The organism is Thalassotalea euphylliae, from assembly GCF_003390335.1.
Classification (GTDB): domain Bacteria; phylum Pseudomonadota; class Gammaproteobacteria; order Enterobacterales; family Alteromonadaceae; genus Thalassotalea_F; species Thalassotalea_F euphylliae_B.
Genome location: NZ_QUOU01000001.1, coordinates 3,714,924 through 3,730,127, shown reverse-complemented (window position 1 = coordinate 3,730,127; position 15,204 = coordinate 3,714,924). Strand labels below are relative to the sequence as shown.

The window sequence follows — 15,204 nt, the reverse complement described above, 5'->3', positions numbered from 1 at the left end:
TCATCAGCTGGATGCTGAAAACAATTAAAACAACAAGGATGAACGGGGGAGAAACCTACATGTTAAAATTCAAACCAAGCAAAGTCACACTTGCCATGGTTTCTGGTGGCCTAATGGCAACCAGCTTACCAGCACTTGCACAAAACGCTGATGAACAAGCGGCAGAGCAAGAAGTTGAAATTATTGAAGTACGTGGTATCCGTGGCTCATTACAACGCGCACAAGCGATTAAAATGAGCGAAACTTCGATTGTTGAAGTACTTTCCGCGGAAGATATTGGTAAATTACCAGATACTTCAATTGCAGAATCTTTATCGCGTTTGCCGGGCGTTACTGGCGAGCGTCGCAACGGCCGTACCAGTGGTTTGTCAGTACGTGGTTTCAATGAAAACTTCGTTGCTACTTCCCTGAATGGCCGTGAACTATTAGGTATGGGTGATAACCGTGGTGTTGAGTTTGACTTATACCCAACTGAAATTGTCTCAAACATTGTCGTTTACAAGTCACCTGAAGCGGGTTTGTTAAACCAAGGTATTGGTGGCACGATTGACTTACAAACCGTTAGCCCGCTAAACACGACAGAGCGCACCTTAGCGTTTAACGCGTCATATGAAGAAAATGGCGACGAAGCCGCTAACCCTGACTTTGACAACAACGGCCATCGCTTATCGTTCAACTATGTTGATAAGTTTATGGATGACACCTTAGGTTTAGCACTTGTTATCGCATCACAAGAAACGCCACGTCAGGAAGAGCAATTCCGCGCGTGGGGTGACGGCGACTACGCCATTGACCCAGACGGCAACTTTATTATTGGTGGTCACGACTCTTTCGTTCGTTCAGCCATGTTAGAGCGTGATTCAATAGCGGCTGTTGTTGAATATGCACCAAGTGATGATTTAACAATTCAATTTGATGCTCTTTACATTGATTTTGAAGAAAACGATGTTAAACGCGGCTTGGAAGAAGGTTTAATTTGGGGCGGTGTTAACTATACCTCAACCAATATCGAAGACGGCTTCGTGACCTCAGGTTTTTACGATGGCTTTAACTCGGTTATTCGCAACGATGGTTTAAGCCAAGAAGCAGAGCTAACCACGTTTGGCTTAAACATTGAGTATGCGATTAACGACGATTGGACGTTAATCGCAGATTTCTCAACGGGTAAAGTTGAGAAAGACATTATTGACGTGGAAAGTTATTCAGGTGTTGGCCGTGCCGGTACCGATGGTCGCCCAACGCCAGCGCGCTCGTGGCAACAAACCTCGTCAGGTATTTTCTTTAGCCCACATCCCACACTACCTGACTTGGATTACACGGATGAAAACCTTATTCGTTTAGCTGGCCCGCAAGCATGGGGAGCGCCGGTTATTGGTGCTACCGCACAAGACGGCTTTATTAACCGTCCAACGTTCGAAGAAGACTTAGACGCTGTGCGTTTCGAAGTGAATGGGGTGCTTGAGTACGGTATTGTTTCTGGCTTAACTGCTGGTGTCGCGTATGCTGATCGTAGAAAAGAAAAAATTAATGAAGGTGATTATTTAACGGCACCGACTTTCCCTAGTGACGGCCCAATCCCAGACGTACTTGGTGTGGCAGATCTAAGCTTCCTTGGTTTAGGGGGCGTGCTAGCATACGACAGTGTTGGCTTATACCGCAGCGGCTATTACACAGAAACACCAGCATCATTGGTACAAACAGATCGCTTGGGTGATACCTACACAGTGAACGAAGAGCAAACGACTGTTTACGTGAAACTAGACTTAGACGCTGAATTTGGTGGCGTTTATATGACGGGTAACTTTGGGTTGCAATACGTCGATGTTGACCAAGAATCGTTTGGTTTCTCAACAGTTGAAAATTTGCAAGGTTTTGTCGAAGCAACACCTGTAAGCGGTGGTGATTCCTATGGTGATTTATTACCAACGCTTAACTTGAGTTTTGAAGTCGCTGAGAACCAATTTGTTCGCACCGCAATGTCAAAAGTCATAACTCGACCTCGTATCGATGATATGCGCCCGAATGCACGCGCTACTTTTGCATACAATGACACTCAAATTAGTAATCCAAACCCATCTAATGGTCCTTGGAGTGGTGGCTCTGGTAACCCGCTGTTAAAACCGTACGAAGCGAACCAGTTCGATTTGTCTTACGAAAACTACTACACTGACGATGGTTACTTTGCGGCAACTTTTTTCTATAAAGACATAAAAAACTGGCACCGTAGTACGTCAATTCTAACTGACTTTACACCAGTATATATTCCTTCACTTCACCAAGCGTCTAATGGTGATGCACCAGCTACGCTAAATGGCTTTGTTGATGCTAATATTGATGGTTTTGAAGGCTTTGTCCGTGGCTACGAATTCCAAGCGAGCTTACCATTGCGTATAGTTACAGACGCGCTTGATGGCTTTGGTATTGTCGCCAGTGCTACCTACTTGGATGGTCAGTTAGAAGAAAATATTGAAGCAGAGATCCCGGCTGGTCGAATTCCTGGTTTATCTGAAGAATCATACTCATTCACAGCCTACTACGAAAACAACGGTTGGGAAGTGCGTATCTCAGGGACTAAACGAGATGATTATGTATCCGAAACCCGAGGTACTAGCTTAGCACTGGCCGAAGTTCCAAGACTAGGCATTGAGCTTTGGGATGCGCAAATTGGTTACGACTTTGATGCCTCAGGCATTGAGTCATTAAAAGGTTTACGTATTACCTTACAAGGCCAAAACTTAACTGATGAAGACGATACAGAAGTAAATGGTGACGATGCAAGGCTAATCGTTCGCAACCAGTCATTCGGTCGTAACTTTATCTTAGGCTTAAACTACCGTTTCTAAGTTGATACGGTAAACCTAGCGAATAAAAACCTGCTAAATTCCTCTTTAGCAGGTTTTTTTGTTTTTTATGCTGATATAACTCGCATTATTTATTTCAGTTGGTATTTATTTAATTGCTACTTATCTTAATTAGTATTCCGCTAATTTTGGGTACACTGATAACAATGACAAACGGCTAAGACAACAAATAACGACAATTGGCATCGACAATTTACAACAAAGCATATGACTAATAATACAAACTCACATCAAGTCCCTGTCTCACATGAAACTAATGTGGCCGACAATCAGCAAATCCGTAAAGTGGTGATTCTCGGTGGTGGCACGGCGGGCTGGATATCTGCCGCCTTGCTGAAAAAGCTACTCGGTGAAGCAGTAGCGATTGAATTAGTAGAATCTCAAGAGATAGGTACAGTTGGAGTTGGTGAAGCCACCATTCCGCCGATCCAAGTGCTCAACACTGTACTTGGTATCAATGAAGCCGAGTTTTTACGTGAAACCAAGGCTACCATCAAATTAGCGATTCGCTTTGAGAACTGGAAACAGCAAGGGCATCAGTATTATCACTCGTTTGGCGCGATTGGCAAAAGCATGGCGTTTTGTCACTTTCATCACTTGCTAAAACGCGCTGGCGGTTTAGAGGATGAGTCTCAGCTTTGGCAATATGATTTAAACTACTTGTGCGCTGAGGCAGGCAAGTTCGCCAAAATCAAAACGAAAGATCCGATAATCGATATGCCATATGCGTATCACTTTGATGCGGGATTATATGCAAAGTACCTGAGAAAATTCAGTGAAAAGCTTGGTGTTGTGCGCACTGAGGGGCTAGTTGAACGCGTCAACCAGTGCGCCGATTCTGGCAATATCAAAGAATTAATACTGAAAAGCGGTCAAGTGGTTGCAGGTGATTTATTTATTGACTGCTCTGGCTTCAAAGGGCTGCTAATTCAACAAACATTGCGCACAGGGTACGAAGACTGGAGCCAATGGCTGCAATGTGACAGTGCACTGGCTGTGCCGTCTGAACGTCATGAAAAAACAGCGCCTTATACCCGCTCAATTGCCCACAGTGCTGGCTGGCAATGGCGTATTCCATTGCAGCATCGCAACGGTAATGGTTTGGTTTATTCAAGTAGGCATTACTCCGAGCAAGAAGCCAGCGATATTTTGCTCAGTCACTTAGACACTAAGCCACTGGCAGACCCTAAGCCAATTCGCTTTCAGACTGGGCGCCGCTACCAGCAATGGCATAAAAACGTGATTGCCGTTGGCCTTTCTAGCGGTTTTTTAGAGCCATTAGAGTCTACTAGCATTCATTTGATCCAATCCGCCGTTGTGCGCTTGGTTCATTTATTTCCGCATTGTGGAATTACTGCGGATGTGGTGGATGAATACAACAAACAATCGAAAGTTGAGTTCGAGCAAATACGCGACTTTTTAATTTTGCACTACCATGTCACTGAGCGTACCGATAGCCAATTCTGGCGCGATATGCGGGCCATGGATATACCTGATAGCTTACGCCATAAAATTGCACTGTTTAAAGAGAATGGCCGACTGTTTCGCGATCAAAACGATTTGTTCCTCGAAAATTCTTGGCTACAAGTGATGGTGGGGCAGGGGATTTTACCTAAAGATTATCACCCTATGGCAAACAGTATGTCGCTTGATTATATCGAGGAAACGCTGAAAAAGATTAAAGCCATTAAAGCTGATCCTGTTAGTAAGCTGCCCTCACATGATGAGTTCTTAGCCCACTACTGTCAGTTAAAAAAATAGCTGTCGGTTGGGAAAGTCGATGTTAATCAGGGCAATAATTGCCAGTTTAGAAATTAGCTAGGATCATACATTTAATGGACAAGCCATTTCACATTGTCATTCTAGGAGGCGGTACCGCTGGCTGGATGGCCGCAAACTTATTTGCCAAGCGCTGGGGAAACAAGGTGAAACTGACCTTAGTGGAATCCCCTGATGTGGGCATTATTGGTGTGGGTGAGGGCTCTACGCCTAGCTTGAAACGCTTTTTTGACATCTTAGGTATTGAAGAAAGCCAGTGGATGCCCCGTTGTCAGGCAACGTATAAGCTCAATATCCGTTTTAATGATTGGTCACCAGCATCTGGCATTCAAAGTTATAGTCATCCATTTCCGGCGCAGGTAGACACCTTTACCAAGCGCGCCTTTATGGTAAACGCGCAAACTCGCCGTATGGGGCTAGCTACCCATACTCAACCAGAAGATTTTTTGCTTAACGGGGTGCTTGCTGGCCAAGGTAAAGGCCCTAAGGTTGGTGCTCATTTCCCTTTTACACAGGAATACGGCTATCACTTTAACTCGGCGCTGCTCGGTGAATTTTTGGCGGAATTTGCCGAGCAGCAAGGGGTTAGTTACCGTCAAGTACACATTGCGCAGGTAAACCGTGCTGAAAACGGTGATATTTCGACCTTGGTTACCGATAACGGTGAACCATTGAGTGCTGATTTTTTTGTTGATTGCACTGGTTTTGCTGGGCTGTTGATGGATAAAACACTGGGTGTTGCGTTCACCCCATACAAAGAGAATCTGTTTAACGATTCAGCTGTAGTGCTACAAACGCCATATTCGCCAGAGCAGGCAAGTCGAATTCCCGTTGAAACAGAGTCTACCGCGCTATCCGCTGGCTGGTGCTGGAAAATCCCCCTAACTGAACGCTTTGGTAACGGTTACGTTTATAGCCAAGATTTTATTAATAAGGAGCAAGCGGAGCAGGAATTTAGACAGCACTTAGGTGTACTTGATGACAGCGCTCAAGTGCGCCATTTAACCATGAAAGTAGGGCGCTTGAATGAACACTGGTCGCATAATTGCCTCGCACTTGGCTTATCACAAGGTTTTATCGAGCCACTTGAAGCGACGGCCTTGCATTTAGTGCAGGTGAGCATTGAGCTATTTATTCAGCAATTAGAAGCGGGGCAGTTTAGTGCCAAGCATCGGGCGAAATACAACGAACTTGTTAGCGAGCGTTTTGAGCGAGTGCGCGATTATATCGTTGCCCACTATAAGCTGAATACTCGAAATGACAGCGATTATTGGCGTGCTAACCGCGACAATATGGCGCTTTCAGATTCGCTCAAAGAAATACTGCACGTGTGGTATAGCCGGGGCGACCTTGCTAAAGAAATTGCGCGACAAGATATCAGTAGTCATTTTGACGAAATCTCTTGGCACTGTTTACTTGCCGGTTATGGTGCTTTCCCGCCGTTACACCCAAACCAGCCGGGCAAAGGGGACTTATATCAGGAAAAAGGTATAAAAGAATTTTTGGCGGGATGTGCGTTAAATTTTAGTGCGCACCACAATAATTTAGCTGATTTAGTTTAAGGCGGTGTAATCATATAAAACCATTGCAGGCGCCAACAAGTTGTGAAAAACTAACCAAGTTACAATTGCTTGTAATCTTTATTAAAAGGAATTAATTATGTCTTAGATTCGCATAATAAGTGCAATTTCTCAGGTTAGGTGGCCAGCTGTTATAGTTCGGCTACTTTCTCGCCAAAGGAAATAGCCTTATGAACTACAAACAGCTGACACAAGCTGAACGATACCAGATTTACGCTTTGTTAAAAGCAAAACATAGTCAAAAAGAGATAGCTGAAATTTTAGAGCGCAGTCCGTCATCCATTTCACGCGAGATACGACGCAATAAAGGATTGAGGGGCTATCGACCAAAACAAGCTCACCAATTGGCTAAACAAAGACGTCAATCGGCTACTAAGTCAGTCAAAATCACAGAGCAGGTCCAAGGTTGGATTAAGTGGTTGCTTGAGCAAGACTTTAGCCCAGAGCAAATTACTGGACGGATTAAATTAGAAGAAAAGCTTTCCCTGCACCATGAGAGTATTTACCGCTATATTTATCAGGATAAAGCCCAAGGTGGTCAACTGTATAAATCTCTCACCAGAGCAGGTAAAAAATACCAAAAACGCTATGGCCGCTATAGTAAGCGTGGCCAACTTGTGAACCGTGTCGGTATTGATGAACGCCCAGCGGTAGTTGACACAAAATCTCGTCTTGGTGATTGGGAAGGTGATACTGTTATAGGAAAAGGGCGCCAACACGCCTTTGTCACACTGGTTGAGCGAAAGACACTTTATACCGTTGTTAGGCGTATTGAGAGCAAACATGCTGATATTACAGCAGACGCTATCATTGATAGTGTTATGCCACTCAAAGAAAAGGTACTGACGATTACCTTCGATAATGGTAAAGAATTTGCTCAACATGAGCGAATTGCTCAAGCGCTAGAAGCGGATGTGTACTTCGCCCACCCTTACGCTTCGTGGGAGCGAGGTATCAATGAGAATACTAACGGTTTACTGCGACGTTACTTTCCCAAAGGCACAGACTTTATGGCGCTTAGTGAAGAAGAAATTCAGGCGGCAGTTGATAAGCTCAATCACCGCCCAAGAAAGACAAGAGGTTATAAAACACCTTATGAATTATTTACCGGTCAGCCAGAGAAATTAGTGGCTGCATAAACGATTGCACTTATTAGTTGAATTCAAGTGTTGAAAAAAGCTGGATTTGCGCTTTTAGCGCTCGCCTTCCCTCTAACTGCCGCTGCGCAATGGTCAATTGGTACTGGTTATGCAAACCTATCTTCTGACGATGATGGCCTAGACGTGTCATTAAGTGCTGTTTACGGCTCCGTAAGTTATTACCATAAAATTGAAAATACTCAGTGGACAGTGACACCAGAATTACGTTTCGGAATTGGTTTAAACGATGATGAAGTGTTTGATGTCGACTTTGAAATTGATCGTTTTGTGGCCTTATCGGTGAAGGGGCAATATCAGGCGGCAGACAACTTTTACCTATTTGTTATGCCAAGTTATGCTGATGTCAAAATTGAAGCATCGTTTCGCGGCTCGTCAGCAAGTGATTCAGAGTCTGAATTAGGATATGGTGTTGGCGCTGGCTTTAATATTACGGAGCAGTCTTTGCTTGAATTTTCATTTGAGCAGTATGACGATACAGACTTATTAACGGCCAGTATACATATGAAGTTTTAGACTGGTTGCGTGAAGGTTAAAAAAGACAGGACGCTTACGCGTCCTGTTTTGTTTGAATTTAGCATTCAAACACTAATTGCCAAGTTGATAAATCACCACACTCAGTGGTGCCATGGTTAGATTGAATTGATTACCTTGAGCACTGTGTTTAGCGGGCGCAGATTGATAAACTAACTTATCAGCATTCGTTGACAACAGCATATTCGCCGAGCTTTGGTGGTTCGCAGTATTAAACGCGATAAGGTATTGCTCACCCGATGGCAATGTGCGCGTAACGGCAAAAATTTCCGCTTTATCATTGCTATACACAACGTGCTGTTGCCCGTATCGCAATACTGGGTGTGCTTGATAAACTTCCGCCATCTCTTTAAGCGCTAAATACAAAGGATGCGCTTGGTCAAAATTGTCGTCAGCCGTTGTTTTATCTGTACCGAGTAAGTCATCATCATTGTAACTGGCGACTTGTGAAGGCATCATATCTTGGCGTGAGTCGTGATTACCGCCATCACCGACAAAGCCCTGCTCACTGCCGTAATAAGTCACGGGAATGCCACGCAAAAAGTACATCATTTGGTGAGCTTGCGTTAAGCGCGCAACTTTTTCTGTCTCACTGTAGTTGTGATCACTTTCTGCTAAGTACCACGCAAACCGGCCAAAGTCATGATTGCCAACAAAATTCAGCAGTTGGTTTTCGTCGCTATCGTGGTCGCGGTACTTGCTGTCTTGCGCGAATAAATTTGCCAATTCACGCGTACCTTTTTGGTCAACAAGTACATTTCGCACCGCAAAAGCAAAACCAAAGTCGAGTACTGACGGTACTTTGCCTTCTGTGGTGAATCGGCTCAGTACCTCTGGGTTGCCATCAAAGACTTCACCAAACATAAAGAATTTCGGTAACCCTTGCGCTTTCGCATGCTCGACTAGCGCTGGTGAGAATGCCTGCCAAAATTCGATATTAACGTGCTTAACGGTATCGATACGAAAACCATCGGGCTTGAATTCGGTGATGATATCTTTGAATACTTCTGTTAACCCAGCCACTACCTCTGGATCATCAGTATTAATATCGTCTAAGCCAAAGAAGTCGCCATAAATTGAGTTTTCACCTTCAAACGTTGAATCCCCTTGGTTGTGATAATACTTGGTCTCGTTAAGCCACTCGGGAACTTTAAGGTTCTCCATACCTGCGGGTACAAACGGCGTGTATTTGTCGCCTGCGGCAACTTGTGCCAGCGATTTATACTGGCACTGTTGTTCGCCATCAGAAAAGGCAACTTCGCCTTCACCATGGCATTCTTTATAGCGGATCACATCAGCCGTGTGGTTGGTAATAATATCGAAGAATACTTTGATGTTTTCATTGTGCGCCGTATCAATAAACTGTTTTAGATCGGCATTAGTGCCTAAGTGTGGGTCTATTTCCGTGAAGTCGAGTACCCAATATCCGTGGTAGCCAGAAACATCCCCTTGCACGGCTTGGTTTCGTAAAATCGGGGTTAGCCAAATGGCGGTAATGCCCATCTCTTTCAGGTAAGGGATTTTCGCCGTTAGCCCTTTAATATCTCCGCCGTGGTAATAACTTTTGCTGCTTTTATCAAAGCCACCTTGCGAAATGGCAATGGTTTCTGAGCCATTGTCATTACTGGTGTCGCCATTGTGAAAACGATCTGGCATGACAAAGTAAAAAACATCGTCTTGGATATCGCGGTTTAGATAGTGCGGCAGTGTCGAAGTGTTTTCTTGCTCGACAATCGCTGTGTTGTTATCGCTTTCGTTCGAGTTATTTGAATCGTTACAGGCGGACAGTGCTAGCGTTACGCTCAAGGCCAAGCTTGAGAGGACGAGAGGCTTGTTAAGTTTCATCATAGTGGCGTCGATTAGTTGTTATTTATTTTGTATTTTAGCGTCAAATTATCGCGTCATTACCTGTTTGGAAACACACTACATACGTATGCAAAGCTTATTGTATTAGCGATGCGGTTGCATACGTATGCAGGGCGTTCACATAGCAGGCCAGATACCAGATACTGAGCAGCATCAATAACTAACGATTGTTCATCGTGAGCACAGAAGATTGGGGGAAGCAGTACTTCTTAACTCGCGAGTGAAACAACATGGAATTCTCATGCAGCAACAACCTTGGTGGCGCGGTGCCGTTATCTATCAAATTTATCCTCGCAGTTTTATGGATGCCAATAATGACGGCATCGGTGATTTACAAGGTGTCATTGCAAAGCTGCCTTACATTAAAAGCCTAGGCGTTGACGCCATCTGGATTTCGCCGTTTTTCAAATCACCAATGAAAGACTTTGGTTACGATATTAGTGACTATCGCGATATCGATCCTATGTTCGGCACCATGGCAGACTTTGATGAGCTAATGGCTGATGCCAAAGCGAAAGACATTAAAGTGATTATCGACCAAGTGCTAAGCCACACGTCAGACCAACACCCTTGGTTCTTGGAAAGCCGCGAAAGTCGCGATAACCCAAAAGCTGACTGGTATGTATGGGCAGATGCCAATCAAGACGGCTCACCGCCGAACAACTGGTTATCGATTTTCGGTGGCGTGGCATGGCAATGGGAGCCAAGACGCCAGCAATATTATTTGCATAACTTCTTAACAGAGCAGCCAGATCTGAACTTCCATAACCCAGAAGTGCGTAAGCACGTATTGGAAAATGTTGAATTTTGGCTGAAAAAAGGCGTCGATGGCTTCCGCTTAGATGCCATCAACTTTTGCTTCCATGACAAATTACTGCGTGATAACCCAGCTAAACCGATAGCAGAGCGCAAAGGCCGTGGTTTTAGTGAAGACAACCCATATGCCTTCCAATATCATTACTACAACAACACTCAGCCAGAGAATGTCGAATTTATGGAAGAAATTCGCGCCTTAATGGATCAGTACCCCGGTGTTGTGACCTTGGGCGAAATTTCATCGGAAGACTCACTGCAGACGATGGCCGAATACACTGAGGGTAACAAACGCCTGCACATGGCGTATAGTTTTGAATTGCTCACGGAAGATTGTGCACCGACCTATATTCGCGACACGATTGAAGAGTTAGAAAACAACATGGCAGACGGTTGGCCGTGTTGGGCGGTTGGCAACCACGATGTACAGCGAGTAGCAACACGTTGGAATAAAGAAGACAAGCGCAATGTCAATCCCGCACAGGTTAAAATGTTTAATGCTATGTTGGCCTCGCTGCGTGGCAGTGTTTGCAGTTATCAAGGTGAAGAGCTTGGTTTGGTGGAAGCTGAGCTAAGCTTCGAGCAGCTGCAAGACCCCTATGGCATTACGTTTTGGCCAAACTTCAAGGGCCGCGACGGGTGTCGTACACCTATGCCTTGGCAACAAGGCGAAATTAACGGTGGCTTCTCGGCGGCTAAGCAACCTTGGCTACCGGTTGTAGAAAGCCAGTTAGCAAGCGCGGTTGATGCACAGCAAGGCGTTGAAAATTCAATGTTAACTCATTACCAACAGTTTATGGCGTGGCGCAAACAGCAACCTGAGCTATTGTACGGTGATATTGAGTTTATCCAAGCCGATGCACAATTGCTGGCGTTTATACGTGAATATGAGGGGCAAAAAGTGCTCGCTATTTTCAACTTTAGCAATGAAACGGTCAGTTTCTCGCACCAATCGCTACAGCCACTTGCATCGATGACAGGGCATGGGTTTGCACAAGCTAATGTAGACAATGAACAGGTGACATTAGCCGGTTTTGGCGCGGCGTTTTATCGCCAAGGTTAATACTGGTTGCAATTAACAGTTACCTTAATCGCAGGACGCAAACACAAACCTCAAGCACTAAACTCCAGCACATAACTCAAGCATAAAAAAAGAGAGCCAGTAGACACTGGCTCTCTTTTTTCATCCATTGGCAAGGGCGTAAGCTCTTGTGAGGTCTGATAAAATTATCATTCCTAGATAACGCCTTTTACTTCTTGTTTCAACGTTAACCGTCTCGTCGCCAGCTTTTTTCGTCGCCATTATACTATTCAGCGGGATAACGTCCGCAGCATCTAAACTCTTATTTTCTATTCCATTTATATCGTTATTTGCCGTATAAAAAGCGAGCGAACAGTCTGCGGTAATTTCGTCCGTTTAACCTTAGTTTTTAAGTGGTAACGTCATTGCTGCTATCGCGCTATAACGCTAAGTTTGAGAAATGTAATCAAAAATTCACATTGTAAATTCAATGTTAGCATTTTTATGCGCTCAGTTTTTACGCTAATGAGTTGCTTGAATTGTGAGCGATTCGCTCAACGAATAGTAAGAAATTAAAAATTTTTTATCGTTAATAACTATTACGAAAATATTCGCATAGAAAATGTTCACTGTATGCCATGTAGACAGCGTGGTTTCTAGGTTTGAGCGTTTTAGCTGAGCTGGGTAAGTATTCAATTGTTTCGTAGAACTAGTTAGAAAACTGGTGATTCCTTGCATAATTCCTCGCTTTTCACAACCGAGCCTCTTGTAAAGCCCTATTAGCTGTTTTATAAATAATTGAACTTAGTCGTTTTGTGTTGCTGCGTATAATCGCCAAACATGCACTGAGCGAAAAAATAATAAGTACGCAAAGACGTACCAAACATAACAATAACTAGTTAAAAAATATAACCATAAATTTGGGAAGGAAATAACATGTCTACTACATTCCGTGCTGGCGCATTAGCCCTAGCTGTGGGCGCTGCGCTGGGGACTACCCCGGCCTACGCTTTCGACGATGATGCTGCTGTTGAAGAAGTTGAAAAAATCGTTGTTGTTGGTTCACGTGCAGCGCCGCGTTCAATTGCCGACTCCGCTGTACCTGTGGATATCGTTGGTGGTGATGAACTAGGTAAATCCGCTTCAAGCGATATGCTCGACCAATTAGTGAGCTCTGTACCGTCATTTAACGTGCGTGCACAGCCTATTTCAGATGCGGCAACGCTCATTCGCCCGGTTAACTTACGCGGCTTATCTTCAGATTCAACCCTTGTGCTTGTTAATGGTAAACGCCGCCATCGCGCGTCAGTTATCGCGTTCCAAGGTGGTGGTGTTAACGATGGTGCCCAAGGTCCTGATATTTCAGTTATCCCGTCAGTTGCGTTAAAACAAGTTGAAGTATTACGTGACGGTGCGGCGGCGCAATACGGGTCAGATGCTATCGCGGGTGTAATGAACTTCGTATTAAAAGACGATGCCGACGGTGGTTCACTATCAATTAAACGCGGTGAATTTTACGAAGGTGACGGGGCAACGACAACGGTAGACGGTAACATTGGTTTACCATTCACCGACGATGGCTCTGTTAACTTGAGCTTCCAGTACAAGCAAGCTGATGCGACCAGCCGCTCGGTGCAGCGTGCTGATGCACAAGGTTTATTTGATGCGGGCAACTCGGCCATTCAAAACCCTGCACAAATTTGGGGTAACCCTGAAATTGACGACGACATTACTTTGTTTGGTAACGTAAAACTTGATTTGGGCGATGATAAAGAATTTTACTTATTTGGTAACTACGCAGAGCGTGACGTTACTGGCGGTTTCTACTACCGTAACCCACACAATCGCAGTAATGTTTACTCTATTGACGGCGGTCAAACCCTCCTGGTGGGTGATGTTGCACAAGCAACGCAAGGTGCAGAGCGCACCTGTGCTGTAGTACCTGCAAACGTGCCAAATGTACTGAATACGCAAGCCTACCTAGACATGGTAGCTGATCCTAACTGTTTCTCAATGAACCAGATTTTCCCTGGTGGTTACACACCGCAATTCGGCGGCAACATCACAGATACATCGTTAACCGCAGGTGTTAAAGGTGATATTCAATCGGGTATCTTGGAAGATTGGTTCTTTGATTTAAGTGGCTCCGTTGGCCGCAACGAATCAGATTTCTTCTTGAAAAATACCCTGAACCCGTCACTTGGCTTATCAACGCCAGTTGATTTTGATACGGGTAAATATATTCAGTTAGAAAAAACCTTTAACTTTGATTTAGTAAAAGGTGTAGATATTGGTTTGGAAGAGCCGTTAAACGTGGCTACGGGTATTGAATTCCGCGAAGAAAGCTTTGAAATTATCGCCGGTGAAGAAGCATCTTGGATCGCTGGCCCATATGCAGATCAAGGCTTCAATATCGGTTCTCATGGCTTTGCTGGCTTCTCGCCAGACGCGGCAGGTAGAAATGACCGCCGTAACTGGGCTGCCTATGTGGACTTAGAAGCCTACTTAACTGAAGACTTTATGGTAGGTGGTGCACTACGTTGGGAAGACTTCACCACGTTTGGTAGCACAACGAACTACAAGCTAACAGCACAGTACTCGTTAACCGAAGAAGTGTCACTTCGTGCATCAACAAGCACAGGTTTTAGAGCGCCAACTGTGGGTCAAGCAAACGTAGTAAACACGGCGACGTCATTGGTTAATGGTGAGCTAATCCAAAGCTTTACGGCGCCACCAACTGATCCGCTAGCGGCATTCTACGGTGGTACAGAACTTCAACCAGAAGAATCTGAATCGTATGCAGCTGGTCTTGTTTACTCATCAGGTGACTTCTTCTTAACAATTGATGTTTACAACATTGAAGTGGAAGATCGCATCGCACAATCAAGCCAAATTAGTGTTCGTCCACAAGACTATGATGAGTTACGCGCACTAGGCGTGCAAAACCCTGAGTTAATTTCAGCGGTAACGTACTTCGCTAATAACTTCGATACAACCACACGTGGTGTCGATATTGTAGCCAACTACTCGATGTCGTTAATGGGCGGCGATACCCAGTTCTCACTTGCCTATAACTTCAACGAGACGGAAGTTGATAGCCGAGACCCAATTATCGACCCTATTTCAGGTAACCCAGTGTTAGACGATAACGGTGAGCTGCAATTCGTAACGACAGACGGTAAAGTGCGTCGTTTAGAAGAGGGCATGCCAGACCACCGCGCAACTTTCACAGTTAGCCAAACTTGGGATGAGGTTGCAGCTTTTGTTCGCTTGAACTACTTTGGTGAATACTACGCTGTGCACGCAGATGATACATCTGAGCAATTCTCAGAAACAGCCGATGCAGCAGTAACAGTTGATCTAGAAGCTAGCTACTTTATCAACGATATGTTTACGGTATCAATTGGTGCAAGTAACATCTTTGATCAAGAAGCAGAAGAGCTGCAAAACGGTGTACCTGAAATCTTAGGTGGGCAGTACTACGAAAGTGGTCCATTCGACTACAACGGTGGTTTCTACTACGCGAAGTTAACGTATAACTTCTAATCGCGTAGCCATACCATAAGCCCCTGTGATACGGGGTACCGCACTGA

The 15,204-nt window shown here is 44.7% G+C and carries 8 protein-coding genes; 7 read left to right on the top strand and 1 reads right to left on the bottom strand.

The annotated features are described in order from the left end of the window. Positions 1-59: 59 nt before the first annotated feature. From DXX93_RS16370 to DXX93_RS16350, 5 genes are all read left to right on the top strand, one after another. The gene (locus tag DXX93_RS16370; RefSeq protein ID WP_116009043.1) at positions 60-2,843 is read left to right on the top strand and encodes a TonB-dependent receptor; all 2,784 of its coding nucleotides are present in this window, start codon (positions 60-62) and stop codon (positions 2,841-2,843) included. A 225-nt stretch (positions 2,844-3,068) separates the two neighbouring features. Beyond that, entirely contained in the window at positions 3,069-4,622 is a 1,554-nt protein-coding gene (locus tag DXX93_RS16365) for a tryptophan halogenase family protein (RefSeq protein ID WP_116009042.1), read from the top strand. A 74-nt stretch (positions 4,623-4,696) separates the two neighbouring features. Beyond that, positions 4,697-6,202, top strand: a complete 1,506-nt coding sequence (locus tag DXX93_RS16360; RefSeq protein ID WP_116009041.1) for a tryptophan halogenase family protein — start codon at positions 4,697-4,699, stop codon at positions 6,200-6,202. Positions 6,203-6,390: 188 nt separating this feature from the next. Beyond that, positions 6,391-7,359 carry an IS30 family transposase gene (locus DXX93_RS16355; protein WP_116006822.1) on the top strand — a complete coding sequence of 323 codons (969 nt, stop codon included), beginning with the start codon at positions 6,391-6,393 and terminating at the stop codon, positions 7,357-7,359. Between the two features lie 27 nt (positions 7,360-7,386). Continuing rightward, the gene (locus tag DXX93_RS16350; protein WP_181902239.1) at positions 7,387-7,893 is read left to right on the top strand and encodes an outer membrane beta-barrel protein; all 507 of its coding nucleotides are present in this window, start codon (positions 7,387-7,389) and stop codon (positions 7,891-7,893) included. A gap of 72 nt (positions 7,894-7,965) precedes the next feature. On the opposite strand, the gene DXX93_RS16345 is transcribed toward DXX93_RS16350, so the two are convergent. Next, positions 7,966-9,759, bottom strand: coding sequence for an alpha-amylase family glycosyl hydrolase (locus DXX93_RS16345; RefSeq protein WP_258872694.1), 1,794 nt, complete (start codon positions 9,757-9,759; stop codon positions 7,966-7,968). Between the two features lie 259 nt (positions 9,760-10,018). Between DXX93_RS16345 and DXX93_RS16340 the strand changes: the two genes are divergently transcribed. Both DXX93_RS16340 and DXX93_RS16330 read left to right on the top strand, forming a co-directional pair. Continuing rightward, positions 10,019-11,653: an alpha-glucosidase family protein gene (locus tag DXX93_RS16340; protein ID WP_116009039.1), complete on the top strand. Its 1,635-nt coding sequence runs from the start codon at positions 10,019-10,021 to the stop codon at positions 11,651-11,653. An 894-nt stretch (positions 11,654-12,547) separates the two neighbouring features. Next, positions 12,548-15,157: a TonB-dependent receptor plug domain-containing protein gene (locus tag DXX93_RS16330; protein ID WP_116009037.1), complete on the top strand. Its 2,610-nt coding sequence runs from the start codon at positions 12,548-12,550 to the stop codon at positions 15,155-15,157. Positions 15,158-15,204 lie beyond the last annotated feature (47 nt).

Coding starts and splice junctions, on each gene's coding strand:
- DXX93_RS16345 (WP_258872694.1), bottom strand. CDS start 9,759: ATGATGAAACTTAACAAGCCTCTCGTCCTCTCAAGCTTGGCCTTGAGC.
- DXX93_RS16360 (WP_116009041.1), top strand. CDS start 4,697: ATGGACAAGCCATTTCACATTGTCATTCTAGGAGGCGGTACCGCTGGC.
- DXX93_RS16370 (WP_116009043.1), top strand. CDS start 60: ATGTTAAAATTCAAACCAAGCAAAGTCACACTTGCCATGGTTTCTGGT.
- DXX93_RS16365 (WP_116009042.1), top strand. CDS start 3,069: ATGACTAATAATACAAACTCACATCAAGTCCCTGTCTCACATGAAACT.
- DXX93_RS16355 (WP_116006822.1), top strand. CDS start 6,391: ATGAACTACAAACAGCTGACACAAGCTGAACGATACCAGATTTACGCT.
- DXX93_RS16340 (WP_116009039.1), top strand. CDS start 10,019: ATGCAGCAACAACCTTGGTGGCGCGGTGCCGTTATCTATCAAATTTAT.
- DXX93_RS16330 (WP_116009037.1), top strand. CDS start 12,548: ATGTCTACTACATTCCGTGCTGGCGCATTAGCCCTAGCTGTGGGCGCT.